This window comes from Arthrobacter echini, assembly GCF_008107445.1.
Lineage (GTDB): Bacteria > Actinomycetota > Actinomycetes > Actinomycetales > Micrococcaceae > Arthrobacter_D > Arthrobacter_D echini_A.
The window spans coordinates 29,359-55,513 of sequence record NZ_VSLD01000005.1; the positions used below are offsets into that span (position 1 = coordinate 29,359).

Below are 26,155 nucleotides of genomic sequence, written 5' to 3' on the forward strand. Positions count from 1 at the left end.
GACCGGAATCGCCTATGTGGACAACTCACAGGCGCACCGACCGACCCGGGATGCGCCGCAGCGCGATACCCCCAATCACCGCGGGGAGAGCCTGCCGGAGCGGGACGCACCGCAACACGATCCCGCCCGACCACCGCAGAGGGGAGGACCTGCCCGAGCCGGACGGGCCGCTGCGCTGACACCCTACGGATCCGGTGGGTGACCATGAGCGGAAGGATCTCCCTGCTCGCCCGATGATCCCTGCTCACCTCAAAGGGCCGAGCCTGTCGATCGACCACGGATCTGCCGCTGTCCGCGACACCTGCAGTACAGCGCGGACACCGCCCGGGCCAGCACGTCCGCGACACCTGCAGCACAGCGCGGACACCGCCCGGGCCATCCTGTCCACGCCACTCGGTAGGCTGGGCGCGTGACGTATCCTCCCCCCCACGGGCTTCCCGGCCTCTTCATCGCCCTCGAGGGCGGCGACGGTGCCGGCAAGTCGACGCAGGCCTCACTCCTGTGCCGCGCGCTCGAGGAGGACGGCCGGGCAGTGGTCCGCACCCGGGAGCCCGGCGGCACACCGATCGGCGAGAAGCTGCGGGCCCTCGTCCTCGAGCACGGCCACGGTGATATCGACGCCCGGACTGAGGCTCTGCTGTTCGCGGCCTCGCGCGCCGCCCACGTGCACCAGGTGATCGTGCCCGCCCTCACGCGCGGCGACGTCGTCGTGTGCGACCGCTACATCGATTCCTCGGTGGCATACCAGGGTGCCGGGCGGCACCTCGGAGCGCAGGCCGTCCTCGATGTGAACCTGTGGGCCACCGACGGGCTCCGCCCGGATCTGACGGTCCTCCTCGACGTCGATCCCGCGGAGGGTCGCAGCCGCCGGTCAGGGAGGGCCGCCGAGGACCGGCTCGAAGCAGAGCCCGACACCTTCCACACCAGCATCAGATCTGCCTTCCTCGATCTGGCCCACCAGGATCCGGCACGGTATCTCGTGCTCAGCGCAGCCGGCTCCCCCGACGCGATCCACAGAGCCATCATCGAACAACTCCCGAGGATCCCCGCGTGAATCCCGTGGCGCAGAGTCTTCCGGCTACAGGTGTCTGGGCCGAGCTCCGGGGTCAGGAGCAGGTGGTGGAGCAACTCCGCCGCGCGGCGGAGTCCGGCGCTCCCACCCACGCCTGGCTCTTCACCGGCCCTCCCGGCTCCGGGCGCTCCAACGCGGCGCGTGCCTTCGCGGCGGCACTGCTGTGCGAGCGCGAGGCGCTGGACGAGCGCGGCTGCGGCACGTGCAAGGCGTGCAGCACGGTCCTCGCCGGGACCCACGCGGATCTGACCAATGTCACCACGGAGAAGGTGACCATCAGCATCGACGAGGCCCGGGAACTCGTCCGCAAGGCGCAGGACAAGCCGTCCACCGGCCGGTGGCGCATCATCATCGTCGAGGACGCCGATCGGATGCAGGAGCGCAGTACCAACGTGCTGCTCAAGGCCATCGAGGAGCCTCCGCCGCGCACCATCTGGCTCCTGTGCGCACCGAGCCCCGGCGACGTCCTCGTGACCATCCGGTCACGCTGTCGCTCGGTGGCGCTGCGCCTACCCCCCGTGCAGGACGTCGCCGATCTGCTCGTGGCCCGCGACGGCATCGACCCGGTCACCGCGGAAGCCGCAGCCCGCGCGGCGCAGAGCCACATCGGCGTCGCGAAGCGCCTGGCGACCGACGACGGCGCACGTGAGCGGCGCAACCAGATCGTCCGCCTGCCGCTCACCCTGCACTCGGTCTCCGGCGCGATGCGCGCCGCCGCCGATCTGGTCAAACTGGCCGAGGCGGAGGCGCAGAGTTCGTTCGAGCAGCGCGACGCCCAGGAGCGCACCGCACTGCTGGCCACCCTCGGCGCTCCGGAGACAGGGGCCATGCCGCCGTCCATGCGGGCCCAGGTCAAGCGACTCGAGGAAGATCAGACGCGACGAGCGAAACGCTCCAAGAACGACTATTTCGACCGCGCGCTGACCGACCTCATCTCCTTCTACCGTGACGTGCTGATGCTGCAGGTCTCGAGCGGCCAGGCCCTCGTCAACGAACCGATGAGGGCCGAGCTCGAGGAGTTCGCCCACCGGGAGACCGCGGAGGACACCCTCCTGCGGCTCGAATCCATCAACGAGGTCCGCACAAGACTCGTCAGCACCAACGTCTCACCCCTCCTCGCGATCGAAGCCATGGCCGTGAGCCTGCTGTCCCGGAAGGACCTCGACCGATGAGCAAGGACCGATGAGCACCGGCACACCCCTGCAGGTTCCACCCGCGCGGCGCGGTGCCCGACGTCGTCGCGCCCTGGCTGCGCTCGCGGCGGGCGCGGCCGTCGTGCTCGGCGCCTCCGGATGCACGCTGCTGTCCCCCGACGGGTCCGGCGACGACGCCGGGCAGGGCTCCGCGGTCGAATCGGCGGACCCGGACGTCATCGGCACCATCGACGAGGACCTGCGCAGCTTCTACACCCAGGAGGTGCGCTGGGAGGACTGCGAGGAGAGCTTCTCCTGCGCCACCGTCGAGGTGCCCCTCGACTACGCCGATCCGGGACGCGCCAGCATCGACATCGCGGTCATCAGGTCGGAGGCAACCGGAGACGCCCAGGGTACGGTCCTGGTCAACCCGGGCGGGCCAGGGGGCTCCGGCGTCAGTATCGTGCAGGACTCCCTCGACTACGTGGCGAGCAAGCGTCTGCGCGAGAACTACGACATCCTCGGCTTCGACCCCCGCGGTGTCAACCGCTCGAGTGCCGTGCAGTGCTACACCGACGCCGAGCAGGACGAGGCCCGGCAGGAGGCGTACCCGGCAGATGCGTCCGAGCCGGAGCTGCTCGAACTGATGAGGGCGGACGCCCAGGACTACGCGACGGCGTGCGCCGAGCGGACGGGTGAGCTGCTCGGGTACGTGGACACGCGCTCCGCGGCCCGCGACATGGACATCCTGCGGGCGCTCGTCAGCGACAGCGCACTGAACTTCCTCGGCTTCTCCTACGGCACCCAGCTCGGTGCCACGTACGCCGAGCTGTTCCCGGAACGCTCCGGGCGCCTGGTGCTCGACGGCGCCATCGACCCGTCCCTGAGCAACGAGGAGATCACCCTCGGCCAGGCGGTCGGCTTCGAGCGGGCGGTCCGTGCCTACGTGGCCGACTGCCTGCAGGACCAGGACTGCCCCTACACGGGAACGCCCGACGACGGCGTCCGGCAGCTCCAGGAGCTCTTCGACACCGTGGAGCAGGAGCCCATGACGGCGGCGGACGGCCGCACGGTACCCGTCTCGACGTTCGTGCAGGGTTTCATCCTTCCGCTCTACGACAACGCCAACTGGCCCGTCCTGACCCAGGCGGTGGAGGACGCCCTCGGCGGGGATCCCTCGGCCATGCTGTACCTGGCCGATCTGTCCGCCGAGCGCGACCCGGACGGCACCTACGTGACCAATTCGACGTCGGCGTTCGTCGCCGTGAACTGCCTCGACTACCCGATGACGAGTGACCCGGAGCAGTTGCGTGCCGACGAGGAGGAGCTCGTCGCGGCGTCACCCACGTTCGGCCGCTTCCTGGCGTACGGCGGCCTGACCTGTGCCCCATGGGAGTACCCATCGGTCCTTGAGCCCGCGCCCCTACGGGCGGAGGGCGCGGACCCGATCGTCGTCATCGGCACCACCGGCGATCCCGCCACCCCCTATGCCTGGTCCACGGCGCTGGCGGACCAGCTCGAGTCCGGTGTCCATGTGACGTGGGAGGGTGAGGGCCATACCGCCTACGGCCGCTCCAACGCCTGCATCCAGGACCTCGTGGACGACTACTTCATCGACGGCACGATTCCCGACGACGGCGTGCGCTGCTGAGCGGGTGGTACTGCACGTCAGCGGGCGGAGTCGGGCGGGACCGCACCTCTCCGGCCATTTTGACGGTGGGCGGGGGCTCCGATAAAGTCGTCACTTGTGGATCGGCCCGGCACAGCCCCGGCCGGGAAGCATTGCCTCCTTAGCTCAGTCGGTAGAGCGTCTCACTCGTAATGAGAAGGTCGCCAGTTCGACTCTGGCAGGAGGCTCTCTTCGACTCCCCGGACGGTTCTCCGCCGGGGAGTTTTTTGCATCCGGGCGGGATCTTCCGTCTCTCCCGCCGGACGACTCGCGCGTGCGATGCCCTACTGGGACGCGTCCGGCGTCGTCCCGGGTTCCTCCGTGGAGACCACCGCACCCGATTGCAGCAGGGCCTTGAGCGCATCGGCTCCCTCGGCGTCGGCCGACGCAGCAGCCAGATTCGCCTCCATGACAGCACGCAGGACTTCCTCACGCTGGATCTTCACCCCACGCGGGGCGTCGATGCCGATGCGGATGCCGTCGCCACGGGAATCGAGCACCGTGATGACGATGTCGTCGCCGATCAGGATCTGCTCGCCGACCTTTCGCGTTAGTACAAGCACGCGCTCACTCTATCCCGGCAGGCTCGGCACGACGCCGACCACTGCCTGATCGCCGTCGATCGCGTTCGCCCGGGGACGGATCAGCTGCGCCGCCGGCAGGAACAGCGCCCGGGGCCGGCGCAGTGCCCGCCGCGGGCGTGGGCACGACCACTGACGCCACGATCTGGGCGGGATCCACGGCGCCAGGCGGCGACACGACTGCTGACGCCACGACCGACGGACCGCCTGCACCGGGCATGGGGACGGACGCCGAGGTGGTCCTGGGCGCGGTCCTGGACGTCGCTGTGCCAGCGGTGGGCCCGGCGGCTCCTGTGGATCTGGCCGCTGTTGCGGCGCCGGCGGGACGCCCGTCCAGCCACCCGACCGGAAGCCCGAGTGTCAGGACGGTCTCGGGGGTGGAGGTCTCGCCCGAGCCGACGACGGCGAGCCCGGCGGGCTGCAGCCCAGCACGCTCCATGCTCCTCGTCTGGGCACCGACCCAGGCCGCCGTGTCCGCCTCCTTGCGCCCCGCATCGACCGCGAGCCAGACCTGGTCCGGCCGCAGTGCCAGCAGGAAGCGCCCATCGCTGACCACCTCGGAGGAGGTCATGGCCACGAAGACCGCGTGGCCGCCGTCCACGCCGGCGGCGCGGGCGGCATTGGCTCCGAGGCGGTCGGAGATGGAGCGCACGTCCCTCGGGAACCGGCCGGCCGGGCCGCTGACGGCGATCGCCGCGGGGTGTCCCCCACCGAAGGCCGCGGCCATCGAGTGGACCACGTCCCAGCCTACGGCCGGAGCGCCGATCACGATCACGAGATCGCCCGCTGCCCGCAGCACCGCGGGGACGGGCGGCCCGGCGGCGGGCACGTCCATGATCGGTCCGCCGAGCTCGGGCAGCCCGGCCGGATCAGCCGACTCCGCGCCGAGGTGCTCGGTGGTGTCCGTGAACTGTCCGTCCTCGGCCGCAACGAACACAGCCGGCCCGGCCGACGGCGAGACGACACGCGGAGGTACGGCAACGGCCGGCATGGCGGCGGGCGGTACGACGGCGGACGGCAGGGATCGGACCGCGGGCCCCGGCTGGATCGGGGTTGCTGGCTGCCCCGCGGCGGGCGTCGATGCCGCCCGGCGAGAGCCCGCCGGATTCATACCCGCCGGGTCCGTGGCGAAGGTCAGATTGTCCATGAGCGCAGCGAAGAGATTCGAGTCGGTGGAGATCGCCGACGCCGCATCGCCGGCAGGGGTGCGGGGCGCTGCGGGCACGTCGGTCCCGCCCGCGAAGCGCACCTCGTCCAGTTCCGCCTGCTGCAGCAGGGCGTCGATGGCAGCCTCCGGCGATGCCGCGCGTCGGCGTCCACGGGACTTCCCCGGAGCAGCCCCGGCGGTGCCGGCCGGTGCGGGCACCGTGTTTCCGGCGCCGTCGTCGTGCGGGACCTCCACCACGATCTCGTAGTGCTTGCGCCCGAGGACGCCGTGGATCCCCCCCACCGTGACGAGCTCGGCGGAGACGATGAGCGCCCGGGGTCCGTAGCGGAGGGCCGCCTGCGCCTTCAGGTCCTTGAGACTGGGACCCTCAAGATGAAACAGCTGCGGTGGCACGAACCACTCCTATGGTCTCGATGGCGACGTTGGCGCTCGTTACTTCCTGGTAGGACACTACGGGCAGGCCGGCGGCCTGCGGACCGACCAGGCGCTTGAGTGCCGGTCTGAGCGCCGGAGCGCAGACCAGTGCGGCGCTGTGGCCGGCAGCTTCGATCTCGGCGAGCGTGGTCCGGACCGAGGCGATGAGGGCCTCGGAGCGGGACGGGTCGAGCAGGATCTGGGTGCCCTGGTCCGACGGGCGCAGTCCCTCGAGCATGGCCTGTTCCAGCAGCGGGTCGATCATGATGACGCGCAGCAGCGTCCCGTCGAGGTACTGCTGCGTCACGGCGGGGCCCAGGGCCAGGCGTGCGGCCTCGATCAGGCCCTCCGGTTCCGAGGAGGACTTCGCCTTCAGAGTCAGCGCCTCGTAGATCCGGGCCAGATCGTTGATGGGCACCTGCTCGGCCAGGAGACCCTGCAGAACGCGCTGCACCTCGGCGAGGGACAGCAGACCCGGGACCAGCTCCTCGACGGCCGATGGATTGACCTGCCGAACCCCGTCCGTCAGGACGCGGACGTCCTCGCGGGAGAGCAGCCGGGCGGCGTTGGACGTGATGACCGAGGACAGATGCGTGACGAGCACCGATACGCGATCGATCACGGTGGCGCCCGAGAGTTCGGCGTTGTGGCGGAGCTCCGACGGGACCCACTTCCCGGCGAGCCCGAACACCGGTTCGACGACGGCGAGGCCGGGCAGGTGCGCGAGGTGGTCCCCGAGGGCGAGGACCTTGCCGCGTGGCGCTTCGCCGCGCCCCGCCTCGACCCCGGCGATCTTGATGACGTAAGTGGCGGGCGGCAGGTCGATGCTGTCCCGGGTGCGCACCGGCGGTACCACGACGCCGAGCTCCAGGGCGATCTTCCGGCGCAGGGCACGCACGCGTCCGAGGAGGTCGTCGGGAGCCCCGGTGACCACGTCCACGAGATCCGGTGCGAGCAGCACCTCGAGGGCGTGGACGCGCATCTGTTCGAGGAGGTCGTCCGTGGTGTCCGTGGTGGGCGGCGCCGACTCCGCCTCGAGGGCCGCGGCGGCCGTCCGGGCGTCGTCGTCGGTCTTCTTGAGCCGCTGTGCCGTGATGATGAGCGCCGCGCCGACCGCGATGAACGGCAGCTTGGGCATTCCCGGGATGAGGGCCATGACGATCGCCGCGGCGCCGGCGATCCGCAGGGCGTTCTGCGACTGTCCGAGCTGCTGCGCCGCCGTGGAGCCCATGTCGGCCTCGGCGTTGGACCGCGTGACGATCATGCCGGTGGAGACGGCCATGAGCAGTGCCGGGATCTGCGTGACGAGACCGTCGCCGATGGTCAGCAGACCGTACGTGCTCAGCGCCTCGGCGACGGGCAGGCCGTCCTGCACCATGCCGATCGCGATGCCGCCCACGAGGTTGATGATGATGATGATGATGCCGGCGATCGCATCGCCCTTCACGAACTTCGACGCACCGTCCATGGCGCCGTAGAAGTCCGCCTCCGCCGAGACCTCGGCGCGACGCTCGCGGGCCTGTGTGTCGGTGATCAGCCCGGCGTTGAGATCGGCGTCGATGGCCATCTGCTTGCCCGGCATGGCGTCGAGGGTGAAGCGGGCGCCCACCTCCGCCACACGCTCCGCGCCCTTGGTGACCACCACGAACTGGATGACCACGAGGATCAGGAAGACGACGGCGCCGATGATGATGGAGCCGCCCACGGCCACGTGCCCGAAGGCCTCGATGACCTCCCCCGCGTAGCCCTCGCCGAGGACGAGGCGGGTGGAGGCCACATTGAGACCGAGGCGGAAGAGTGTCGCGACGAGCAGGAGGGACGGGAACACAGAGAAGTCCAGCGGCTTGCGGATGAACATGGTGTTCAGCAGGATCACGAGCGCGAGCAGGATGTTCACGATGATCAGCATGTCGAGCAGGACCGAGGGGACCGGCACCACGAGGAGCAGGACGATGCCGACGACGCCGACGGGGACCAGGAACTTGGGCAGGGATGAGCGCATGCTCTAGAAGCCTCCAGCGGCTGCGGGACGGAAGGGCAGGGTGTGCAGGCCGCGGGCGGCCCCCCTGGTCCTGAGGGACATGACGAAGGCCAGGATGCGGGCCACCTGGTCGAAGTTCTCGAACGGGATCTCCTGGCCGAGTTCGCACGCGGCGTGCAGCGCACGGGCGAGCGGGATGTCGGAGACCATCGGCACCTGCTTCTTCTCCGCCTCCTCGCGGATCTTCGCCGCGATCACGCCGGCGCCCTTCGCGACCACGCGGGGTGCCGACCGCCCCGGCTCGTACTTCAGGGCCACGGCCACGTGCGTGGGGTTGACGAGGACGACGTCGGCCCCGCCCACGGCGGCGATCATGCGGTTGCGGCTCATGGCCAGTTGCCGCGAGCGCCGCTGGGACTTGATGAGGGGATCACCCTCGGAACTCTTGTTCTCGTCCTTGACCTCCTTCTTGGTCATGCGGGTCTTCTTGCGGTTGCGGCGCATGACCACGAGGACGTCGAGGGCGGCCAGCGCGAGCCCGGCGAGGACCGCGGACTGCAGGAGGGCAGCAGCTCCACCGCCGGCGGTGTTGAGCAGGGATGCTACCGAGAGTCCGCCCGCGGCCATGAGCAGGGGCATGAGATTGCGGATCACGACGACGAGGACGAGGGCCACGACGGTGGTCTTGAGCAGGGCCTTTGCTCCCTGCCATAGTGCCTGTCCGCCGAGGATCCGCTTGAGGCCGTTGATCACGTTGAACTGCTCGAACTTGCCGGAGAACTTCTTCACCTGGATGCCGCCCTGCACGGCGGCGGTCCCGAGGACCGCCACGAGCAGCACCACGAGGAACGGCCCGAGGCTCGCTGCGAGCGAGGCTCCGCCGTCGGCCAGGGCGTCGAGCGCCGTCGCCGGGTCGGGATGCGCGATGGTGTCCGCCACCCGCACCAGCTGCTCGGTGGCGGCGTCGGCCGCGCGCGAGATGAGCGACGGCAGCAGGACCGCTGCCGTCCCCACGCCGATCCAGGCCGTGAAGTCCTCGGACTTGGAGAGCTGGCCCTTGGAGCGGACCTCCTTCATCCGCTTGTCGGTGGCCTGCTCGGTCTTCTCGCCGGAATCCGCCGCCATGTCAGCCCACCTCCATCAGGAGCGAGACGGCGTTCTCGGTGAGGGTGGACACCACGCGCGGCAGGGCGACGAACACGATGCCGCCGAGACTGAGGGTGATGAAGATCTTCAGCGGGAAGCCGAGGGCGAAGGCGTTGAGCGCCGGCGCCACGCGCGTGAGGAGCCCGAGTCCGACGTCGGCCAGGAACAGGACAACGATCAGTGGGCCGGCGATCTGGACCGAGGCGAGGAAGAGTCCGGTGACGGCGGTGGCGAGGGCGTCGACCGGCTCGGAGAGATCGAGTCCGCCCCCGAGGGGCAGGGCGGAGAAGGTGCGGACCAGCCCGCCGATGATCAGCTGGTAGCCGTCGGAGGTGAAGAGCAGCGTCAGCGCGGTGAGCTGGAACAGGCGGGCGAACTGCGCGCCGTTGACCATGGACTGCGGGTCGAAGCCCTGGGCCAGGGAGAAGCCACCGAAGAGGTCGATCAGCCCGCCGGCGGACTGGATGGCGGAGAACACCACGAGCACCAGGAAGCCGAGGGCCGCGCCCACCACGAGCTCGAGGACCAGCGCCCCGACATACTGCCCGGTCCCGCCGGATTCGTACCCGTCCGCCACCTGCGGGGAGACGGCGAGCGCGAGCCCGAGCCCGAGCATCGCCTTCACGCGGGCGGGGATGGCGCGGTAGGAGAACGGCGGGGCGATCACGAGGAACGCGACGATCCTGACGCCGGCGAGCATGATGGCCTCGATGCGGGACTGGTCGAGGGTGATGTCCATGTCAGCCGCCCCCGAGCAGACCGGGGATGCGCTCGAAGAGCTCGTGGGTGAAGGCGATCATCTCGGAGATCATCCAGTGCCCGCAGACGAGCAGGGCGATGCACACGGCGGCGGCCTTCGGTACGAAGGAGAGCGTGACCTCCTGGATCTGGGTGATGGACTGCAGCAGCGAGATGGCGAAGCCCACCACGAGTGCGGTCAGCAGCACCGGCGCGGCCAGCTTGGCGGCGACCCAGATCCCCGCGACGCCGATGTCCAGGACGGCATTGGTGTCCACGTCAACCGCCCTGGTAGCTGTTGATGAGCGCGGTGATGATCATGCCCCAGCCGTCCACGAGGACGAACAGGAGGATCTTGAAGGGCAGCGAGATCATGACGGGCGGGAGCATCATCATGCCCATGGACATGAGGGCCGCCGAGACCACGAGGTCGATCACGAGGAACGGCACGAAGATCACGAAGCCGATGATGAACGCGGCCCGCAGCTCGGAGATCATGAAGGACGGGATGAGGGTGGTCAGCGGGACGCTCGCGGCGTCCTGCGGATTGGGTTGCCCGGCGGCCCGCGTCATGAGCGCGAGATCCTCCTGGCGCGTGTGGGCCAGCATGAAGGTCTGCAGCGGGCCGGCGCCGTCCTCGAGTGCCTCGGTGAACGTGGTGGCGCCGTCGAGATAGGGCTGGACGGCGAGGGTGTTGATCTCGGTCAGGACCGGCGCCATGATGAACAGCGACAGGAACAGGGCCAGTCCGGCGAGTACCTGGTTGGGCGGGATGGACGGCAGCGAGAGCGCGTTCCGGGTCATGGCGAGCACCACGAAGATCTTGGTGAAGGACGTCATCATGAGCAGGAGCGCCGGAGCCACGGACAGCAGCGTGATCCCGATGAGGGTCAGGACGGCGGAGCTCGGCTCACCGTTGACGCCGTTGATCTCCACGGACAGGCCGTCGTCGCTGCCGGGTGCTGCGGGCGGGGACGGCTCGGCGGGCGCCGACGGCGCGACCGGGCCGGGGAGGGTGGGGTCCAGCTCACCGGCATGACCGCTGGATGCGCCGAGGAGCACGACGACGACGGCGAGCAGCATCGCGGCGGCCAGGGTGAGCAGCACCCGCGATGCGGTGCCGGGTGCGCGGACGGCTGCCGGGGACGACGTCGTCCTCATCCCGCCCGTCCATGCCGCAGGAAGACTGCGGTCTGCTTCCAGGTGGCCGGGGAGAGGATCGAGCCCTGCAGGGGCGCGGACCGGACCGACCGGGATGCGGGTGTGGCACGCGCGGCACGGGCTGCGCGACGCGTGGCGAACGCCGGCTCCTCGTCGAGGGCGACGCGCAGCGAGGCGGCGAAGTCGGCGTCGGATGAGCGCGCGGCACGGGCCGGTCCTGGCGCGACGGCGGGAACCGGAGCGGCGGGAGCTGCGACGGCGGCGAGCGGTGCCGGGAGGTCACCCGCTCCCGGGACGGACTGCAGGGCGCGCGGTACCGCCGTGGAGTGGAGGACCGCGACGGACTGGTCGGTGACGCCCAGGTAGAAGCGGGTGCCCTCGGCGTCGAGCACCACCACCGAGGCCTTGGCGCCGATCCCCTGCCGAGCCACGACCGAGAGGAGACCCGCTCCGGCACGGTTCCCGTTCAGCTTGGAGACCCGGCGGTGGAGGACGTAGAGCAGCGCGAGGACCACGCCGAGGGACAGGAGCACCCTCAGGCCGAGGACCACGGCGTCCACTACTGGGCGCCGTCTGCGACGTCGAGGATCTGCGTGATGCGCACGGCGTAGTCCTGGTCGACGACCACGACCTCCCCGTGTGCCACGAGCCGGCCGTTGAGCAGCACGTCGGCGGGGGCCCCGGCGGAGCGGTCCAGCTCGATCACGGCGCCCGGTTCCAGGTCGAGCACATCGCGGACGGACATCCGGGTGCGGCCGATCTCCACGGTCATGGCCATCTCCACATTGCTGATGCGGCCGAGGTTCGACGCACCGGCCGAGCCCGAGGAGCGTCGCGGCGCGGCACCCGGACGGGTTCCCCTCAGGCGCACGGCGAACCAGCCCACCGCACCGGAGGGGCCCGCCAGGCGGAACACGGAGGTCTCCGCGTCGCGGAACAGCGCTACGGCGTCCTCCACGGCCGGTGTGCCGAGGACGCCGTCACCGAAGGAGACCGAGGCCGCCTCGAGGGCGGGCACCAGCACATCGGCCGGTGAGACCAGCGGTGACGGCGTGCCGGCCGCCGCGGCCAGCGGTCGGGTGTCGAGCAGGACGACAGCGAGATCGGCCGAGGAGGCTCCCACGAAGGAGGCGACGACGGCGGTGGCGGCGTTCGTGGAGGGGACATCGGAGCCGCTGCAGGGCTCGGCCGTCAGGGGTCCTGGGAGCGGCAGGCGTGCTGCCAGTGACGTTGCGGCCTCGTGCTCGGCGGTGGTGGTAATCATGGTGTGGTGTTCTCCTCGGTGGTCACTACTACGCAGGCAAGGCGGGAGCCGTTCTGGCCCAGGGCCGCTTCACCGAGCCGCTGCCCGCTGACGGCGAGCTCGAAGGGGCGGTGCTGGGGGTGCGGCAGCTTCAGGACGTCCCCGACGGCGAGGTCGAGGATGCGCGAGGGCCGGACCGTGAGCGCGGCGAGCTGCACGGCGACGTCGACCGGCACATGCGCCACCTGCTGCTCGATCAGCTCGCGGGCATCCTCGCCGGTGGCCATGGGATTGGTGTCACCGAGCTGACCGAGCAACAGCTGCGCGGGGATGGCGACGGTGGCCGGGCACGACCGCTCGCCCACCCGGATCTCGAAGGTGCCGACGATCATGAGCTCGGTGGTCGCCGCTGCCTGGGCGAACTGCGAGTTGTACTGGATCGAGTCGATGCTCAGCTGCTGCGTGAGGAGCGACCCGAGCGAGTAGTGCAGCCCCTCGAGCGCATCGTCCATGAGGCGCCGGATGAGCGCCTGCTCGATCTGGGTGAACTTCCGCTCACCGGGCGGGACCGTGCCATGCCCACCGAGCATCGAATCCACCCAGAACAGTCCGGCGGAGGCCGGGAACTGGATCACGGCCTTGTTGGTCTGGTCCGGGATGGCGCACAGGACCATCGCCGTCGTCGGCGGCAGGGAGGCCGCGTACTCGTTGTAGGTGTGCATGGCGACCTGCTCGCTGGTCACCTGCGAGATCACCCGGACCTTCGCGGTCAGCTGCGTACCCCACTGGCGGGCGAATGTCTCGAAGGCGAGTTCGAGGACGCGCGAGTGCTCACGCGCGAGCGTGGTGGGACGGCGGAAGTCATAGACATCCACCGCCCTGGCAGTGCCCGCGGGCACGCCAAAAGAAAGTTGTTCCTGGACCGTCACGCAGTCGACTATCGGTCGGCGTCGTCCAGGTGTTAGCGGATCACTGGGCGCCGGTGATCTCCGGGATGAGGGCGCGCACGCTCTCGGGTTCGTCGGAGTGGACCACGATGTCCACGCGCCGGTTGAGTTCGAGCTCAGCCTTGCTGGTCCCAGGGGCCAGGGGGCGCGATTCACCGTAGCCGATGGCCGAGAGCCGCGGGGACGGGACCTTGCCCGAGTCGATGAGGTGGCGGACCACATTGACCGCGCGTTCGGTGGACAGTTCCCAGTCGAGCGGCCTCGGGACGGAAGCGGGGAGGCGGGCCGTGTGCCCCTCGATCCCCACCTCGTTGGGGATGGTCGCCAGGATGGGCCCCACCACCCCGAGGACTCGGAGGGTCTGGTCGGTCAGCTCGGCGCTGTCCGGGAGGAAGAAGGTCTCGGAGCTGACGAGCCGGATGGTCAGCCCCCGCTCGTCGATGACGAAGCGGACGGCCTCGTCGAGCTCGTCGCCACGGAGCTCGCCGTCGATCCGCTCCTGCAGTGCACGGAGGGACTCGACCTCGGCGATCGCCCGTTCGCGGTCGCCCGCCGGCTCGGCGGCGTCTCCCTTGGCCGAGGGCAGGGGTGACGGCGTCGGTGCTGCGATCTCTGCGGCACCCGGCTCGTCCTTCTGTGTCTCAGGGTCGGCATCCGCGAACGCGGCTCCCCCTGCGAACGATTCGCCCTCGTCGTTGACGCGGTCGGCGGGGACCACGGTACCCTCGGCGGTATCCACGGTGGCCGTCTCCACGGTGCCGAAGCCCGTGGCGAGCGAGGCACGCAACTGCTCGAACTTCTGCTGGTCCACCGAGGACATCGCGTACAGCACGATGAACATGCACATGAGCACCGTGACCATGTCCATGTAGGACGCCATCCAGCGTTCGTCCGGGTGCTCCTCCGCGTGCTCCTGGCCTCGTTTGCGGTGCGGGCGTTTGCTCACGCGGCGGCCTGGCCCTGCTCGGTGATCGCCTCGTCCGAGCCCTTCGCCTTCTTCCCGGCGTCCTTGCCGGCCTTGCCGCTCTTGCCCTGCTCGTGCTGCGGAACCATGGCCTTCAGTCGCTCACCGAGCAGGCGGGGCTGGCTCCCGGCCTGTACCGCGAGGACACCCTCCATGAGGAGGGTCATGCGAGCGATCTCCATCTCGCCCAGGCGCTTGATGCGCGTGCCGATGGGCAGCCAGAGGAAGTTCGCCGAGAGCAGCCCCCACAGGGTCGCGACGAACGCCGCGGCGATCATGGGTCCGAGCTTGTCGGGGCTGGAGAGATTCTCCAGCACGTGGGTCAGCGAGACGACCGTCCCGATGATCCCCACGGTCGGGGCGTACCCACCGAGGCTCGCGAAGAACTTCGAGGCCGTGCGGTTGGTCTGGGAGGCCGACTCGATCTCGTCCTCGAGGATCTCGCGCAGTTCCTCGCCGTCCGTGCCGTCGGCGATGTTCTGCAGCGCCCCGCGCAGGAAGGGGTCCGTGGCGGTGCTGGCCTCCTCCTCGAGGGCCAGGAGCCCCTCGCTGCGAGCCTTCTCGGCGAGCACCACCACGCTGTCGATCGTGTCCTGGGCCGGGACGGTCTTGCCCTTCATCGCCGGCGGTACGGCCTTGACGGCCACGATGAAGTCCTTGAGCGTGCCGCCGGCGATACCGATGGCGAGGGTGGCACCGAAGACCAGGACCATGGGTGCCGGCAGCAGGAGCGCCGAGACACTGGCGTGCTCCAGGGTGATCATCGCGTACAGCGAGCCGAAAGCGATGAGAATGCCGACGATTGTTGCGGGATCCATCAGCTGTTCCTTGGTCGAAGCGGTACGGGCGCAGCAGCGCCATGGCGATCGGTGGGTGGCTCGGGAGTCCCGGCCGGATGGACCGCGCGGACGATCCCGAGCGGCCGCGGGGAGGTGTGGTCCCCGGCGTCGCCGTGCGGGTCGTGGTGGTCCTCGGACGCGAAGCGGGCGAGGGTGATGATGCGCGCCCGGTACGTGGCGATCAGATCGATCACCTCGTCGAGCGACTCGGTGACGATGTACTTCGCCCCGTCGATCATCACCAGGGTGGTGTCCGGATTCTCATGGATGCGCTCGATGAGGTCGGGATTCACCGCGAACTGGCTCTCGTTGAGCCGGGTCACCACGATCATCGGACATCCTGGGGTCGGGACGCCCCGGCGGGGCCTCTTCCGGTCACTGTCGGCAGGTGCTCCCCGATGCGTAAGGCTCGAAGGCGCCCGGCACGCCGTACAGGCGGGACGGCGAGGGGCCACGCCGGCCCCGGGACGCAGGAGGGCCCCTGCTCCCGCACCGGTTCAGGGTGGGGCAGGGGCCCTCGGGTCGGGATCAGCGCTTCAGGTTGGCGAGCTCCTGCAGCACTTCGTCCGACGTCGTGATGATCCGCGCGTTGGCCTGGAAGCCACGCTGGGCGACGATCAGGTTCGTGAACTCCTGCGAGAGATCCACGTTGGACATCTCGAGCGTGCCGCCGTCGAGCGGCCCGAGACCGTTGGTACCCGCAGCGCCGATCTCGCCGTTGCCCGAGTTCGCCGTGGCACGGTAGGCGGAGCCACCGGCCTTCTCCAGGCCGGCGGGATTGACGAAGCCGGCGAGCGCCACGCGACCCAGCGGCTGGCGGCCACCGTTGCTGAAGGCGCCGATCAGGGTGCCGTCCGCCCCGACCGAGAAGGATTCCAGGGTGCCGGCCGTGCGACCGTTGCGCTCCGAGATGGAGACGGTCTTGAGCTCGGCGTAACCGGTCACCGCCGAGAGGTCCACGGCGACGCCTCCTACCGTGATGGCGGATCCCGCGGCGGCCTTCCCATTGGTCATGGTGAGCGTCGTGTTCCCGACCGCTCCATTGCTGTCGCGGCCGCTCACGTTCCAGCCCGCACCGGCCCGGGTGAAGGTCAGCTCCAGCTGCCGCGTGACCCCGTTCGCGTCGTAGGCCTCCTCCACGACCGTGATCGGCTGCGCCGCGTCGGAGGGCAGGTTGCCCGAGACACGGGCCGTCGTCGTGGCCTCAGCCGGCGATACCGCACCCCGTGTGGTCCGCAGATCGCCGAGCGCACCGCCCTCCTGCACCACGCCGTTGACGGCGGGCCAGCCCTGCACGAACGAACCGTCCGGCGTGACCAGGCGCCCCTCGGCGTCGGGCGTGAAGGCGCCGGCCCGCGTGTAGAGGGTCTCGCCGCCCTGGCGGGTGATGAAGAAGCCGTCGCCCGAGATCATCATGTCGGTGGCGCGGCCCGTGGCCTGGGCGGAGCCCTGCGAGAAGTTGGTGATCACGCCGGCCACCTGGACACCGAGTCCCACCTGGGCGGGGTTGGTTCCGCCGAGTGCTTCCTGTGGCGCTCCCGCGCCCTTGGTCAGCTGCGAGAGCGTGTCCTGGAACTGCGTCGCCGAGGCCTTGAAGCCCGTGGTGTTGACGTTGGCGATGTTGTTGCCGGTGACGTCGAGCATGGTCTGGTGCGAGCGGAGACCCGAGATGCCGGAGTAGAGCGAGCGAAGCATGGTGGTGCCTTTCGGTGCGGGAGGGGTGGAGCAGGAGGGTGGGTCGGGGAAGTCTGGTGAAGAGGAGTTCCGTCAGGAGGTGCGGGCGGCAGTCGGTGAGGCCGGTGAGGCCGGTGGGGTCGGAGTCCCGACGCCGGAGACGAGATCGAGGGGGATGCTCTTGCCGCCGATCGTCACGGTGGGGACCGGGCCGCTGTAGGAGACGGCTGTTGCGAGACCCTGCGCGACGACGCCGTCGGCGCCCTCGTAGGAGACCTCGTTGCCGATCAGGGCGGCGGCCGAGGACCGCATCTGGAGGTGGAAGTTCTCCTCGCTGAGCCCGGTCATCTGCGTGATCTTCTCCATCATGGCCAGCTGGGTGGTCTGGCCGATCATCTGGTTCGTGTCCATGGGCGCGCTGGGATCCTGGTTGCGCAGCTGGCTCACGAGCAGCGACATGAAGACCTCGGAGTCCATGGCCTGTTTCTGGCTACCGGCAGGTGGTGTCACGGTGGGGGCGAAGGTCGCGGACGCGACCGGATCGATGGGCATGGGAGTCCTTTCGGGTCAGGCGAAGAGATCGAGGGTCGAGGAGCCGGCTGCCGATCGGCCCGTTCCATGGAGCGGAGCGGGTTCGGGCTCGCTCCGGAGGAAGCGCTGGTTCCCGGGACGAGCGGGTTCCTGACGGTCCTCGGGTGTGCCCGAGCCGAGGTCGAGGGAGGCGAACAGGCCGGACGAGGAGGCTTCCCGTCGGAGCTCGGCCATGGACTGCCTCAGTGCCTCGCGGCCACCGTCGGTGGAGGAGAAGAACTCGATCCTCGTCCCGTCCGCCGAGACGCTCGCCCGGATGGTGATGGGACCGAGATCATCGGGCGCCACGGTGACGGTGATGGTGCTCGTGCCGTTCGGGGCATCGGCCGCAGCCCGGGCGAGCGCGAAGGCCGGGGTGCCGAGCTGGTGCGGCAGCGGGACGTGGGGGCGGGCGGCCGCGGGTGCGGGCGCTTCCGCTGAGGCGGCCGTGGCGGGAGCGGGAGCGGCTGCCTGCTGCGTCATGGGAGCCTGGAGGTCGGACCGGACGGACGGGACCGCCGGGGTATCGGCCGATTCCGCTGCAGGTGACACTCCCCCTCCGGACGCGGCGGGTGCGCCCGCTGCTTCCGGATCCCCTTCCGGAGCGGGAGCCGCGGCAGCCGCAGCTGCTGCTCCCGCCGGGCCGGCAGGAACTGCACGGGTCGGGCCTGTCTCACCCTCGACGACCCTGGCGCCGATCGCTTCCTCCGCTGTGCCGGCGCCGGTCGCTACCTCCGCAGTGCCGGCGGCCGGGGATGTGACTGAGGGCGTCGCGCGTGATGTTCCGGCGACCGCTGCACCGGGTGCCGCGGTGGATCGCGTCGGAGAACCGGTGGCTACGGGAGTGGTCGGGGCTGCTGTGGTTACTGCGCCCGCTCCCGCTGCCTGGGCGCCGCCGGGCACCGTCGCGGCGGACGGAGTGGCGGGCTCCGTCGCGGCGGACGGAGTGGCGGACGGAGTGGCGGGCTCTGCCTCGGCCGAGGGATGCCCGGAGGTCGAATCGGTCGCGGGCAACGACCCGACCGATGTCTGCGCGTCGGTCCAGGTCGCGGGTGAGGTCGCGGGTGAGGTCGTACGGTCCGGCAGCGCCGTGGGGGCTGGTGATGCTGTCCGTCCCGGTGCTGTAGCACCGTCGCCTGCGGCGGCTGACGGCTGTCCCTGCGGTCCGGTCCCGCTCATCCCTGGTGTGGTCGACGAAGAATCGTTCGCGTCCGACGTCGGAGCGGACAGATCGGCCGGCACACTCGCTGCGGCCGCGTCGGCGCCTGCGGATCCTGGCGCCCCTGCAGGGAGTGCAGGGGTGGAGGGCCACGGTGATGACGGTGTCGTGCCGATGGCGGAATCGCCCACAGCAGGAGCAGCCGGGTCCACCGGGGCGGTCGCCTCCGCAGCAACGATCGGCACAGCAACGATCGATCCAGTGGTGACCGGCCCGGGATTGCCCGGCACAGGGTGTCCTACCGCCGGATCGCCGGCCGCGGGAGCACCCATGACCGAGACTGATACCGAGGCGGATGCCTGCCCGGTTGCGGTCGGCGCCGCCTGACTCGTCGTCTGGCCCGTTGTCTGGCTCGTTGTCTGGCCCTGCCCTGCCCCCGTCCGCGCTCCGGATGCCGGCTCGCCCGTCGGCGCGACGTCGGCAGCGGAACCGGCCTCACGACTGCCGCCCTGGAGCCCTGCATCATCAGGGCTCACCTGCCCGGCGCCGGTGCGCAGGCCGGACGTGCCCTGCGCCGCGGGTCCGGCAGGAACTCCGCCGCGGAGCCCCGGGGCCACACCGGCCCGAGCTTGGTCCGCCGTCGTTCCGGGACGGTCCACCGAGGAGCGCCCTGCCCCGACCGCGGCATGCCTGCGGAACGCCTCGCCGAACGACGACGCCGCTCCCGTGTCCCGGGTGCCAACGGCAGGACGATCCGAGCGCAGGGCATCGCGGGACGGCGTGATGGGCAGACCCAGCAGTGGACTCATCGGGCCATGCTCGCGAGGAAGGCGGCCTGGGTGGCGAGTGCTTCGTCGACCGCGGGATCGGACACGAGTGCCGTCGCAGCGGACGCCGGAGCAGGCGCCACGGAGGCCGATCCCCCTGGCAGGATGCGGCGGATGGTGGTGATGTTCGCGTCGGTCTCCCACATGTCTCGCACGGCGACGTTGGACCCGGGCTGCGGGGCATCGATCGCCTTGCCGTCGCCCAGGTACATGGAGACGTGGCCCCCGTCGAAGCTGAACAGGAGGTCGCCGGGCTGCGCCTCGGCGAGGGACGGCACCTGGGTGCCGGCATTCATCTGGTCCCAGGTCACGCGCGGGATCTCGATGCCGATGTCGGCAAAGGCGCGCTGCAGGAACCCCGAGCAGTCGAGGCCCACGGCCGGGTCGGTGCCACCCCACACGTAGGGCACACCCTCGTAGGCCTTGGCCGCCGCGATGAGCCGGTCGGCGTCGGAGGAGGACGGCGCGGGCACGACGTCGGGCGCCGGATCGGCGGCGGGCGCAGGCGCGATCTCCTCCACGACGGCGGGAGCCGTCGCCTCCGCGAGCGCATCGGCGAACAGTTCGCCCGAGGCCACGGCGCCCTTCGAGGTCCCGGCAGGGGAACCGCCGGGTGTCGCGGGGGCGGACGGGGCCGTGCGCGTCGTCGCGCTCGTCGAGGACGTACCCGCGGCAGTGGTCCCGGCGCCTGTCGCGGTGGTCGACGAGGACGCGGCACGGACGGCGGGCGCCGCGAGCATCCCAAGGGTGGACTGGATCTGCTGGACCCGGCTGACGGCGTCGGTCATCATGGCCGTGCCTCCCCGCTCCGGCGACCCGCACCGGTGGTGGCGAGCTCGTCGAGGACCAGCTGCTCCGCACCGATCACGGCGGCGGCTTCGGTGTCGCGATGGCGTTCCTCGAGCTTCTCCAGACCCACGGTCTCGGCACGGGCCGCACGGTAGCGGTCCTGGGCGCGGTCCTGCTCGGACCGCAGCTCGAGCTCGAGCGACTGCAGATCGGCGAGCATGCTGCGGGCCGAGGCCCTGGCCGCGGCCACCGCGTGCAGCGACGCCGACCCGGACGGGTCGAGATCCGTGGCGACGAGGGCATCGCTGACGCCGTCGGTGCGGGCACGCGAGGTCCGGAGGTTCTCGTTGGCGAGCGCCAGAGACCCTGCGGCCTGGTCCTCGCGGAGGTGCCGCAGCCTGAGCAGGCCTGCGAGGGGGAACTGGCGTGTCATCAGATGATTCCCATCGATCGGGTGAGGAGGGTGATGCGGTTCCAGGCGTCGCCGAACGGAGTGCGTTCGTCCATGCGCTGCTGGAGGAAGGCGTTGATCGCCGGTTCGTGGTCCACGGCGGCGTCGACCAGCGGATTGGATCCGCGGTGGTAGGCGCCGACGTCGATCAGGTCCTGTGCCGCCTTGCGTGCGGCGAGGGCCTTGCGCAGCAGGCCGGCGGCCGCAGCCTGCTCGCGGGTGGTGACGCGGGAGGCCACGCGCGAGATGGAGGCGAGCGGGTCGATGGACGGGAAATGTCCGGCGACCGCCAGCTTGCGGTCGAGCACGATGTGTCCGTCGAGGATGGAGCGCGCGGCGTCGGCCACGGGTTCGTTGTGGTCGTCACCGTCCACGAGCACGGTGTACATGCCGGTGACCGAGCCGCGGGCCGCAGTACCTGCCCGTTCGAGCAGTTGCGCGAGCAGGGAGAAGGTGGACGGCGGGTACCCGCGGGTGGCGGGAGGCTCGCCGACGCTCAGGCCGATCTCCCGCTGCGCCATGGCGACGCGCGTGAGCGAATCCATCATGAGCATGACGTCGGCGCCGTCGTCGCGGAAGGCCTCGGCGATGCGTGTGGCCACGAACGCCGCCCGCAGGCGCAGCAGTGCCGGTTCGTCCGACGTCGAGACCACCACGATGGAGCGTGCGAGGCCCTCGGCGCCGAGATCGTCCTCGAGGAAGTCGCGGACCTCGCGGCCCCGCTCCCCCACGAGGGCGATCACGGACACCGCGGCGTCCGTGCCGCGCGCGATCATGGACAGCAGTGAGGACTTGCCCACACCGGAGCCGGCGAACAGGCCCATGCGCTGGCCCCGGCCCACCGTGGTGAGGGTGTCCATGACCCGGACCCCGAGCTGCAGGGGTTCGGTGATGCGGGTGCGTTCGAGAGCGGCCGGAGGAGTATTGCCCAGCGATACCCAGGCGACGTCGGTCAGCGGACCCCGCCCGTCGATGGGCCGGCCCACGCCGTCGAGCACCCTGCCCAGCAGGCCGGGACCCACCGGGACCAGGAGCGGGGATCCCTGGGTACGCACGGGTGCCCCTGCCTGGATACCGGAGAGATGGGCGAAGGGCATGCAGCGCAGCCCGGTGAGGGAGGCGGCGACCACCTCGGCCTCCACGGGCGAGGTCTCCCCGATGGTGACGACGTCGCCGATCGCGCAGTCGAGGCCCACCACGTCGACGCCGAGGCCCACCACGGAGGCCACGCGGCCCACCCGCTGGGGTGCGGCGGCGGCCCGGGCGAGCTGCAGGATGCCGTCGAGCGTGCGGTCGGGTGCCAGGCTCATGCCGGGTCACCCGATCCCAGGGCGTCGCGGACACGTGCCAGCGCCGTGCCGAGCCGGGCGTCGAGGTGTCCGTTCGGGCACTCCGCCACGGCGTCGCCGCGCTGCAGCGAGCCGTCGGCGACGAGCGTGAGCCCGGCGGGGACCTCCGTGGACGGGATCTCGGCCAGATCGGCGGGATGGAGCCGCACGGCCCGTACCTCCTCGCCGTCGGCCGCACCGAGGGCACGCGCCACGGCTGCACGTGCTGAGGACGGCCCGTCCTGCAGCGCCTGTCCCAGCAGTGCCTCGGCGATCTCGAGGGCCGCATCGAGGATGCGGGTCCTGGCCTCGGTGAGCGACGGGGCGCTCTGCCGCTCGAGCGCACGCGCGGCGGCGTCGAGCACGCTCACCCGACCGGCGAGGCGCTGTTCGGCGTGACGACGCTCGGCCGCGCGGTCGAGGTCCATCCGGGTCTGCTGCTCGGCCAGTTCGAGGCGAGCGAGCGCCAGGCCGTCGGCGTAGCCCGCCGCGTGGCCACGGGCCGCAGCCGTGTCCTGTGCCGCCTTGCCCGAACCGGGGCCGAGCAGCGGGAACGAGAAGGGAACGAGCGCTTCAGTCGACATACTCGTCCTCGTCCCCACGCTGGATGGTGATGGTGCCCTGCGCCTCGAGATCGCGGATGGCGCGCACCACCTCGGCGCGTGCCTCCTCCACCTGGGAGACACGCACCGGGCCCACGGCGCGGAGCTCGTCGTCGAGGATCTCCCTGTTGCGCTCGGAGACATTGGCGCGGATCACGCTTATCACGGCTTCGGCTGCGCCCTTCATGGCAAGTGCGAGCACCGCGGAGTCGATGCCGCGCAGCACCTGCTGGACGTCGCGGCGTTCCAGGTTCACGATGTCCGCGAAGGTCAGCATGCGGGCTCGCACCTGCTCCGCCAGGACAGGGTCGCGGATCTCGAGGCCGTCGAGCAGCTCGCGTTCGGTGCTGACATCGGAGCGGTTGATGATGTCCACGAGCGGCTGGATGCCACCGATCGCCGTCGTGCCCTGTCGCGGGGCGGCCACGGCCCCGGCCCTGACCCTGATGCTGTCCGCGACCACGGAGACGGCCTCGGGTGTGGCCGAGCCCATGGTCGCGATGCACTGTGCCACGTCGGTGCGGCTTGTGGGCAGCAGCCCCGTGAGCACGGTCGAGGCCTGGTCCGGTCGCAGGTGCGCCAGGACCAGGGCTATGGTCTGGGGCAGCTCGCCCTCGAGGACACTCTGGATCTGGCCGGGCTCCACCGACTCGAGGAACTCGAAGGATTTTCCGGCAGCGGTCGAGGCGAGGCGTCCCACCAGGCCCGCGGCACGCTCGGCGCCGAAGGAGGACTCGAGGAGGCCGATGGCGATCTCCATGCCGCCGCGGGTGCGGCGTCGGCCGCTCGTGGCCATCTCGTGGAACTCCACGATCGCTTCCTCGGCCGCCGCCGGCTCCACACGCTGCAGGCGTACGATCTCCGCGACGATCTCCTCGGCCTCCGACTCCGACATCTGCCGGAGCACCTCGGCGGCGCGCCCCTGGTCCAGCTGCATGAGGACCATCGCGGCCTTCTGCGTTCCCGAGACAGCGGTGCGCACTATGGTGCTCATACGCTCTGCCTGTCATCCATCATGCTGCGCAGGTACTCCGCCGTCTTGGCGGGGTCCTCCGAGGCGAGCTGGTCGATGTCCGAGCGCATGCGCTGCAGCTCGGTGTCGGCCGAGGCTGCCTGCAGGGCGCTCTGCACGGCCCCGACGTCGATCGAGGTGGTGTTCGGCGCAGGCTCGATGGGGCTGATGAGGGCCACCGCGGGGTCGAGGGCGGGAGCACTCGGCGCGGGGATGGCCGGGTAGACGCCCTGCAGCTCACCGAGGTCCAGGGGTTCGCGCCGCTGGCGGCGCGAACGGCGGGCGTAGACGATCAGGACGATGATCGCGACGAGCAGGATGGCCGCCACGATGGCCAGGGTCCGGATCAGCTCCGCACGCTGCGCTTCGGCCAGGGCCTTGTCAGCCTCGGCGAGGGCATCCGCAGCCGCCTGCGCGTCGGCGTTGTTGAACCGCAGCTCCTCGACCGTGACGATGTCGCCCCGCGCCGCATCGATGCCCGCGGCGCTGGAGACCAGATCCGTGAGGGTCGCGACATTCAGATTGGCGGTGGCGCCCTGGTTGACCGCCACGGAGATGGTCTGCCTGTTGATGCCGCCGGCCGGGACGATGGTGGACTCCGTGGTCTTGTTCACGGCGTTGTTGCGCGTGCTGGTCTCGGAGTTGAACGTCCCGTCGCCGTTCGCGCCGCCCTCCGGCACGGCGATGTTGTCGGGGCCGAGGACGCCGGCATTGCCACGACCTGCTCCCTCGTACGCCTCGGTGGTGCTCGATTCGTTGAGGGCGGGGCCGTCCTCCGGCGTGGAGAAGCTCTCCTCCACACGCTCGCCGCTCTCGAGCTTCATGTCCGCGGCGACGACGACGGTCGCGTTGCCCACCCCGACCACGCGGTCGAGCATCGTCTGCACGGAGGCCGCGACGCGCTTCTCGTAGTCGGAGGCCTGCTGGTCCGAGCCGCCGGTTGCTCCGACGCCGACGGCGGAGAGCACCGTGCCCTGGGCGTCGATCACGGCGACGTCGGAGGCGTCCATGCGGTCGATCGAGGCGGACGTCAGATGCGTGATGGCCTGGACCTGGCTGCTCGAGAGCGTGGTGCCGGGCGTGGTCTCCACGAAGACGGAGGCCGTCGGCTTGCCCTGCTCGGCCACGAACACGGTGTCCTCGGGGATCGCGAGCCGCACGGTGGCGGTCTTGACACCGTCGATCGCGGACACCGTGGCGGCCAGTTCGCCCTCCAGGGCCCGCTTGTAGGTGGTGGACTGCTGGAACTCCGAGGAGGTGACCCCCATGTCGTCGAGCAGGGAGTACCCGGCGGTGGACGACGACGGCAGGCCGGCGGAGGCCGCCTTGATCCGCTGGTCGTACACGGCGGTCTCGGGGACCATGATGGTCCCGCCGCCGTTGCTCAGCTCGTAGGGGACGCCATCGGTCTGCAGCTGGTCCACGATGGTGCTGGCGTCCTCACCGCTGAGCCCCGAGAACAGGGGCGTGTAGGAGGGCTTGGACAGCCAGGAGGTGAGGGCGATCCCACCGAGGAGCAGCACGGCGACGCCGATGATCGCGATGGTGCGCTGGGCTACGGTGAAGCTCTTGACGGCGTCCCCGAGACGGGTGGCGGCGTTCGACATCGGGCTGGGCATCAGGCCTGCATCCTCATGATCTCGTTGAAGGCGTCAACGCCCTTGTTCCGGACGGCGGCGACGAGTTCGAGCGTCACCTGGGCGCGCGTCGAGGCGATCGTCGCGTTGTGGATGTCGCTCAGGTCGCCCGTGACGGCCTGGATGGCGAGTTCGTTCGAGGACGACTGCACGGACTGCAGGTTGTCCACGGCCGAGGTGAGCGAGGTTGCAAAACCCTCACCACCGGCGCCGGGGGCGGCGCCTGCCGCCGGCAGGTAGGAGGTCGCGGCGGGCTGGATGGCACCGAGTGCGGGAATGGGCATCAGGAACGTCCGATCTGGAGGGCGGCCTCGTAGGTTGCCTTGGCGCGGTCGACGACGGCGGCATTGGCCTGGTAGCCGCGCTGGGCCATGATGAGCTGGCCCATCTGGGCGCTCATGTCGATGTCCGGGTAGCGGACGTACCCGGCCTCGTCCGCGAGGGGGTGGGAGGGTTCGTGGACCATGCGGCCCTCCGCGCTGCCGAACTCGGCGCCGGCCACGTAGGCACCCTGGCCGTTGCCGTCGGCCCGGGCCGTGATGTAGCGCTGCTGGAAGGCAGCGCCGTCGGTGGCGGTCACGGTGTTCGCGTTGGCCATGTTGTCGGCCACGGCGTCGAGCCACTTGCGATGGAGGGTCAGGCCCGTGCCGGAGATCCCGATGGCGTCGAAGGTCATCAGGAGGTCCTGAGGGCTGCGCGGATGCTGGTGAAGGGACTCTCCACGGCCCGGGCCGCGAACTGGAAGCGGAGCACGGTGTCGATGTTCGAGAGCGTCTCGGTGTCCAGGTTCACGTTGCTGCCGTTGAGCCGCGTCGGCTCGAGCGAGGTCTCGGTGGTGGCCTGCACACTGCCTCCCCCCACGGAGACAGAGCGCGCCAGGGCGTCCTCGAAGCTGACCCGCTCGGCGTGGAAGCCGGGCGTGTTCACATTGGCGATGTTGTTCGCCGTGACGCGCTGGCGCAGGGCCAGCCCATCGAGGGCGCTTCGCAGGGCGAGCGAATGTACGGAATCGAGCACGGCGGCAGAACCTTCTCCAGGCAAGGCTGAGCG

Annotated in this window: 28 protein-coding genes and 1 tRNA gene; 4 read left to right on the forward strand and 25 right to left on the reverse strand. The window is 70.6% G+C overall.

The window, feature by feature from the left end:
* Window positions 1-409: 409 nt before the first annotated feature.
* The 4 genes from tmk (at window position 410) to FQ377_RS10600 (ending at window position 4,062) form a co-directional block, all read left to right on the forward strand.
* Entirely contained in the window at window positions 410-1,054 is a 645-nt protein-coding gene (gene tmk, locus FQ377_RS10585) for a dTMP kinase (protein ID WP_148601245.1), read from the forward strand.
* Window positions 1,051-2,244, forward strand: coding sequence for a DNA polymerase III subunit delta' (locus FQ377_RS10590; protein WP_262364406.1), 1,194 nt, complete (start codon window positions 1,051-1,053; stop codon window positions 2,242-2,244). The genes tmk and FQ377_RS10590 overlap by 4 nt, the downstream gene beginning before the upstream one ends.
* A 10-nt stretch (window positions 2,245-2,254) precedes the next feature.
* Window positions 2,255-3,856, forward strand: coding sequence for an alpha/beta hydrolase (locus FQ377_RS10595; protein ID WP_148601246.1), 1,602 nt, complete (start codon window positions 2,255-2,257; stop codon window positions 3,854-3,856).
* 133 nt (window positions 3,857-3,989) lie between these two features.
* Window positions 3,990-4,062 (forward strand) — tRNA-Thr (locus FQ377_RS10600).
* A gap of 96 nt (window positions 4,063-4,158) precedes the next feature.
* Here the strand turns inward: FQ377_RS10600 and csrA are convergent.
* From csrA to FQ377_RS10725, 25 genes are all read right to left on the reverse strand, one after another.
* Window positions 4,159-4,437, reverse strand: coding sequence for a carbon storage regulator CsrA (gene csrA, locus FQ377_RS10605; RefSeq protein ID WP_148601247.1), 279 nt, complete (start codon window positions 4,435-4,437; stop codon window positions 4,159-4,161).
* A 4-nt stretch (window positions 4,438-4,441) separates the two neighbouring features.
* Complete coding sequence (locus FQ377_RS10610; RefSeq protein WP_148601248.1) at window positions 4,442-6,016, reverse strand: hypothetical protein; 1,575 nt, start codon at window positions 6,014-6,016, stop codon at window positions 4,442-4,444.
* The gene (locus FQ377_RS10615) at window positions 5,991-8,039 is read right to left on the reverse strand and encodes a flagellar biosynthesis protein FlhA (protein WP_148601249.1); all 2,049 of its coding nucleotides are present in this window, start codon (window positions 8,037-8,039) and stop codon (window positions 5,991-5,993) included. The genes FQ377_RS10610 and FQ377_RS10615 overlap by 26 nt, the downstream gene beginning before the upstream one ends.
* A 3-nt stretch (window positions 8,040-8,042) precedes the next feature.
* Entirely contained in the window at window positions 8,043-9,143 is a 1,101-nt protein-coding gene (locus tag FQ377_RS10620) for an EscU/YscU/HrcU family type III secretion system export apparatus switch protein (protein ID WP_148601250.1), read from the reverse strand.
* A 1-nt stretch (window position 9,144) separates the two neighbouring features.
* Window positions 9,145-9,903: a flagellar biosynthetic protein FliR gene (locus FQ377_RS10625; protein WP_148601251.1), complete on the reverse strand. Its 759-nt coding sequence runs from the start codon at window positions 9,901-9,903 to the stop codon at window positions 9,145-9,147.
* A 1-nt stretch (window position 9,904) separates the two neighbouring features.
* Window positions 9,905-10,180, reverse strand: a complete 276-nt coding sequence (gene fliQ, locus FQ377_RS10630) for a flagellar biosynthesis protein FliQ (RefSeq protein WP_148601252.1) — start codon at window positions 10,178-10,180, stop codon at window positions 9,905-9,907.
* Window position 10,181: 1 nt separating this feature from the next.
* On the reverse strand, window positions 10,182-11,063 hold the full coding sequence (gene fliP / locus FQ377_RS10635) for a flagellar type III secretion system pore protein FliP (protein WP_262364407.1): 882 nt from the start codon (window positions 11,061-11,063) through the stop codon (window positions 10,182-10,184).
* Complete coding sequence (locus FQ377_RS10640; protein WP_148601253.1) at window positions 11,060-11,623, reverse strand: FliO/MopB family protein; 564 nt, start codon at window positions 11,621-11,623, stop codon at window positions 11,060-11,062. Before FQ377_RS10640 ends, fliP begins: the two co-directional genes overlap by 4 nt.
* Window positions 11,623-12,327, reverse strand: a complete 705-nt coding sequence (gene fliN, locus FQ377_RS10645; protein ID WP_148601254.1) for a flagellar motor switch protein FliN — start codon at window positions 12,325-12,327, stop codon at window positions 11,623-11,625. The genes FQ377_RS10640 and fliN overlap by 1 nt, the downstream gene beginning before the upstream one ends.
* Window positions 12,324-13,235: a flagellar motor switch protein FliM gene (locus FQ377_RS10650; RefSeq protein WP_262364408.1), complete on the reverse strand. Its 912-nt coding sequence runs from the start codon at window positions 13,233-13,235 to the stop codon at window positions 12,324-12,326. Before FQ377_RS10650 ends, fliN begins: the two co-directional genes overlap by 4 nt.
* 40 nt (window positions 13,236-13,275) lie before the next feature.
* Window positions 13,276-14,199 (reverse strand): OmpA/MotB family protein, encoded by a 924-nt coding sequence (locus FQ377_RS10655; protein WP_148601255.1) that lies wholly within the window; start codon window positions 14,197-14,199, stop codon window positions 13,276-13,278.
* Window positions 14,196-15,035, reverse strand: coding sequence for a motility protein A (locus tag FQ377_RS10660; RefSeq protein WP_148601256.1), 840 nt, complete (start codon window positions 15,033-15,035; stop codon window positions 14,196-14,198). Before FQ377_RS10660 ends, FQ377_RS10655 begins: the two co-directional genes overlap by 4 nt.
* Window positions 15,035-15,388, reverse strand: coding sequence for a flagellar FlbD family protein (locus FQ377_RS10665; protein WP_148601257.1), 354 nt, complete (start codon window positions 15,386-15,388; stop codon window positions 15,035-15,037). The genes FQ377_RS10660 and FQ377_RS10665 overlap by 1 nt, the downstream gene beginning before the upstream one ends.
* A 196-nt stretch (window positions 15,389-15,584) precedes the next feature.
* Complete coding sequence (locus tag FQ377_RS10670; RefSeq protein ID WP_148601258.1) at window positions 15,585-16,751, reverse strand: flagellar hook protein FlgE; 1,167 nt, start codon at window positions 16,749-16,751, stop codon at window positions 15,585-15,587.
* Between the two features lie 72 nt (window positions 16,752-16,823).
* Window positions 16,824-17,282, reverse strand: a complete 459-nt coding sequence (locus tag FQ377_RS10675; RefSeq protein WP_148601259.1) for a flagellar hook assembly protein FlgD — start codon at window positions 17,280-17,282, stop codon at window positions 16,824-16,826.
* Window positions 17,283-17,297: 15 nt separating this feature from the next.
* Complete coding sequence (locus FQ377_RS10680; protein WP_148601260.1) at window positions 17,298-19,268, reverse strand: flagellar hook-length control protein FliK; 1,971 nt, start codon at window positions 19,266-19,268, stop codon at window positions 17,298-17,300.
* Window positions 19,265-20,077, reverse strand: a complete 813-nt coding sequence (locus FQ377_RS10685) for a C40 family peptidase (protein WP_148601261.1) — start codon at window positions 20,075-20,077, stop codon at window positions 19,265-19,267. Before FQ377_RS10685 ends, FQ377_RS10680 begins: the two co-directional genes overlap by 4 nt.
* Window positions 20,074-20,508 (reverse strand): flagellar export protein FliJ, encoded by a 435-nt coding sequence (locus tag FQ377_RS10690; RefSeq protein WP_148601262.1) that lies wholly within the window; start codon window positions 20,506-20,508, stop codon window positions 20,074-20,076. Before FQ377_RS10690 ends, FQ377_RS10685 begins: the two co-directional genes overlap by 4 nt.
* Window positions 20,508-21,836 carry a FliI/YscN family ATPase gene (locus tag FQ377_RS10695; protein WP_148601263.1) on the reverse strand — a complete coding sequence of 443 codons (1,329 nt, stop codon included), beginning with the start codon at window positions 21,834-21,836 and terminating at the stop codon, window positions 20,508-20,510. The genes FQ377_RS10690 and FQ377_RS10695 overlap by 1 nt, the downstream gene beginning before the upstream one ends.
* A complete protein-coding gene (locus tag FQ377_RS10700) occupies window positions 21,833-22,438 on the reverse strand; it encodes a FliH/SctL family protein (RefSeq protein WP_148601264.1) in 606 nt (201 codons plus the stop codon). The genes FQ377_RS10695 and FQ377_RS10700 overlap by 4 nt, the downstream gene beginning before the upstream one ends.
* The gene (gene fliG, locus FQ377_RS10705; RefSeq protein WP_187393331.1) at window positions 22,428-23,450 is read right to left on the reverse strand and encodes a flagellar motor switch protein FliG; all 1,023 of its coding nucleotides are present in this window, start codon (window positions 23,448-23,450) and stop codon (window positions 22,428-22,430) included. Before fliG ends, FQ377_RS10700 begins: the two co-directional genes overlap by 11 nt.
* Window positions 23,447-25,087, reverse strand: coding sequence for a flagellar basal-body MS-ring/collar protein FliF (gene fliF / locus FQ377_RS10710; protein ID WP_148601265.1), 1,641 nt, complete (start codon window positions 25,085-25,087; stop codon window positions 23,447-23,449). The genes fliG and fliF overlap by 4 nt, the downstream gene beginning before the upstream one ends.
* Window positions 25,087-25,389: a flagellar hook-basal body complex protein FliE gene (gene fliE / locus FQ377_RS10715; protein WP_148601266.1), complete on the reverse strand. Its 303-nt coding sequence runs from the start codon at window positions 25,387-25,389 to the stop codon at window positions 25,087-25,089. Before fliE ends, fliF begins: the two co-directional genes overlap by 1 nt.
* Window positions 25,389-25,781 (reverse strand): flagellar basal body rod protein FlgC, encoded by a 393-nt coding sequence (locus tag FQ377_RS10720; protein ID WP_148601267.1) that lies wholly within the window; start codon window positions 25,779-25,781, stop codon window positions 25,389-25,391. The genes fliE and FQ377_RS10720 overlap by 1 nt, the downstream gene beginning before the upstream one ends.
* Window positions 25,781-26,122, reverse strand: coding sequence for a flagellar basal body rod protein FlgB (locus FQ377_RS10725; RefSeq protein ID WP_148601268.1), 342 nt, complete (start codon window positions 26,120-26,122; stop codon window positions 25,781-25,783). The genes FQ377_RS10720 and FQ377_RS10725 overlap by 1 nt, the downstream gene beginning before the upstream one ends.
* Window positions 26,123-26,155 lie beyond the last annotated feature (33 nt).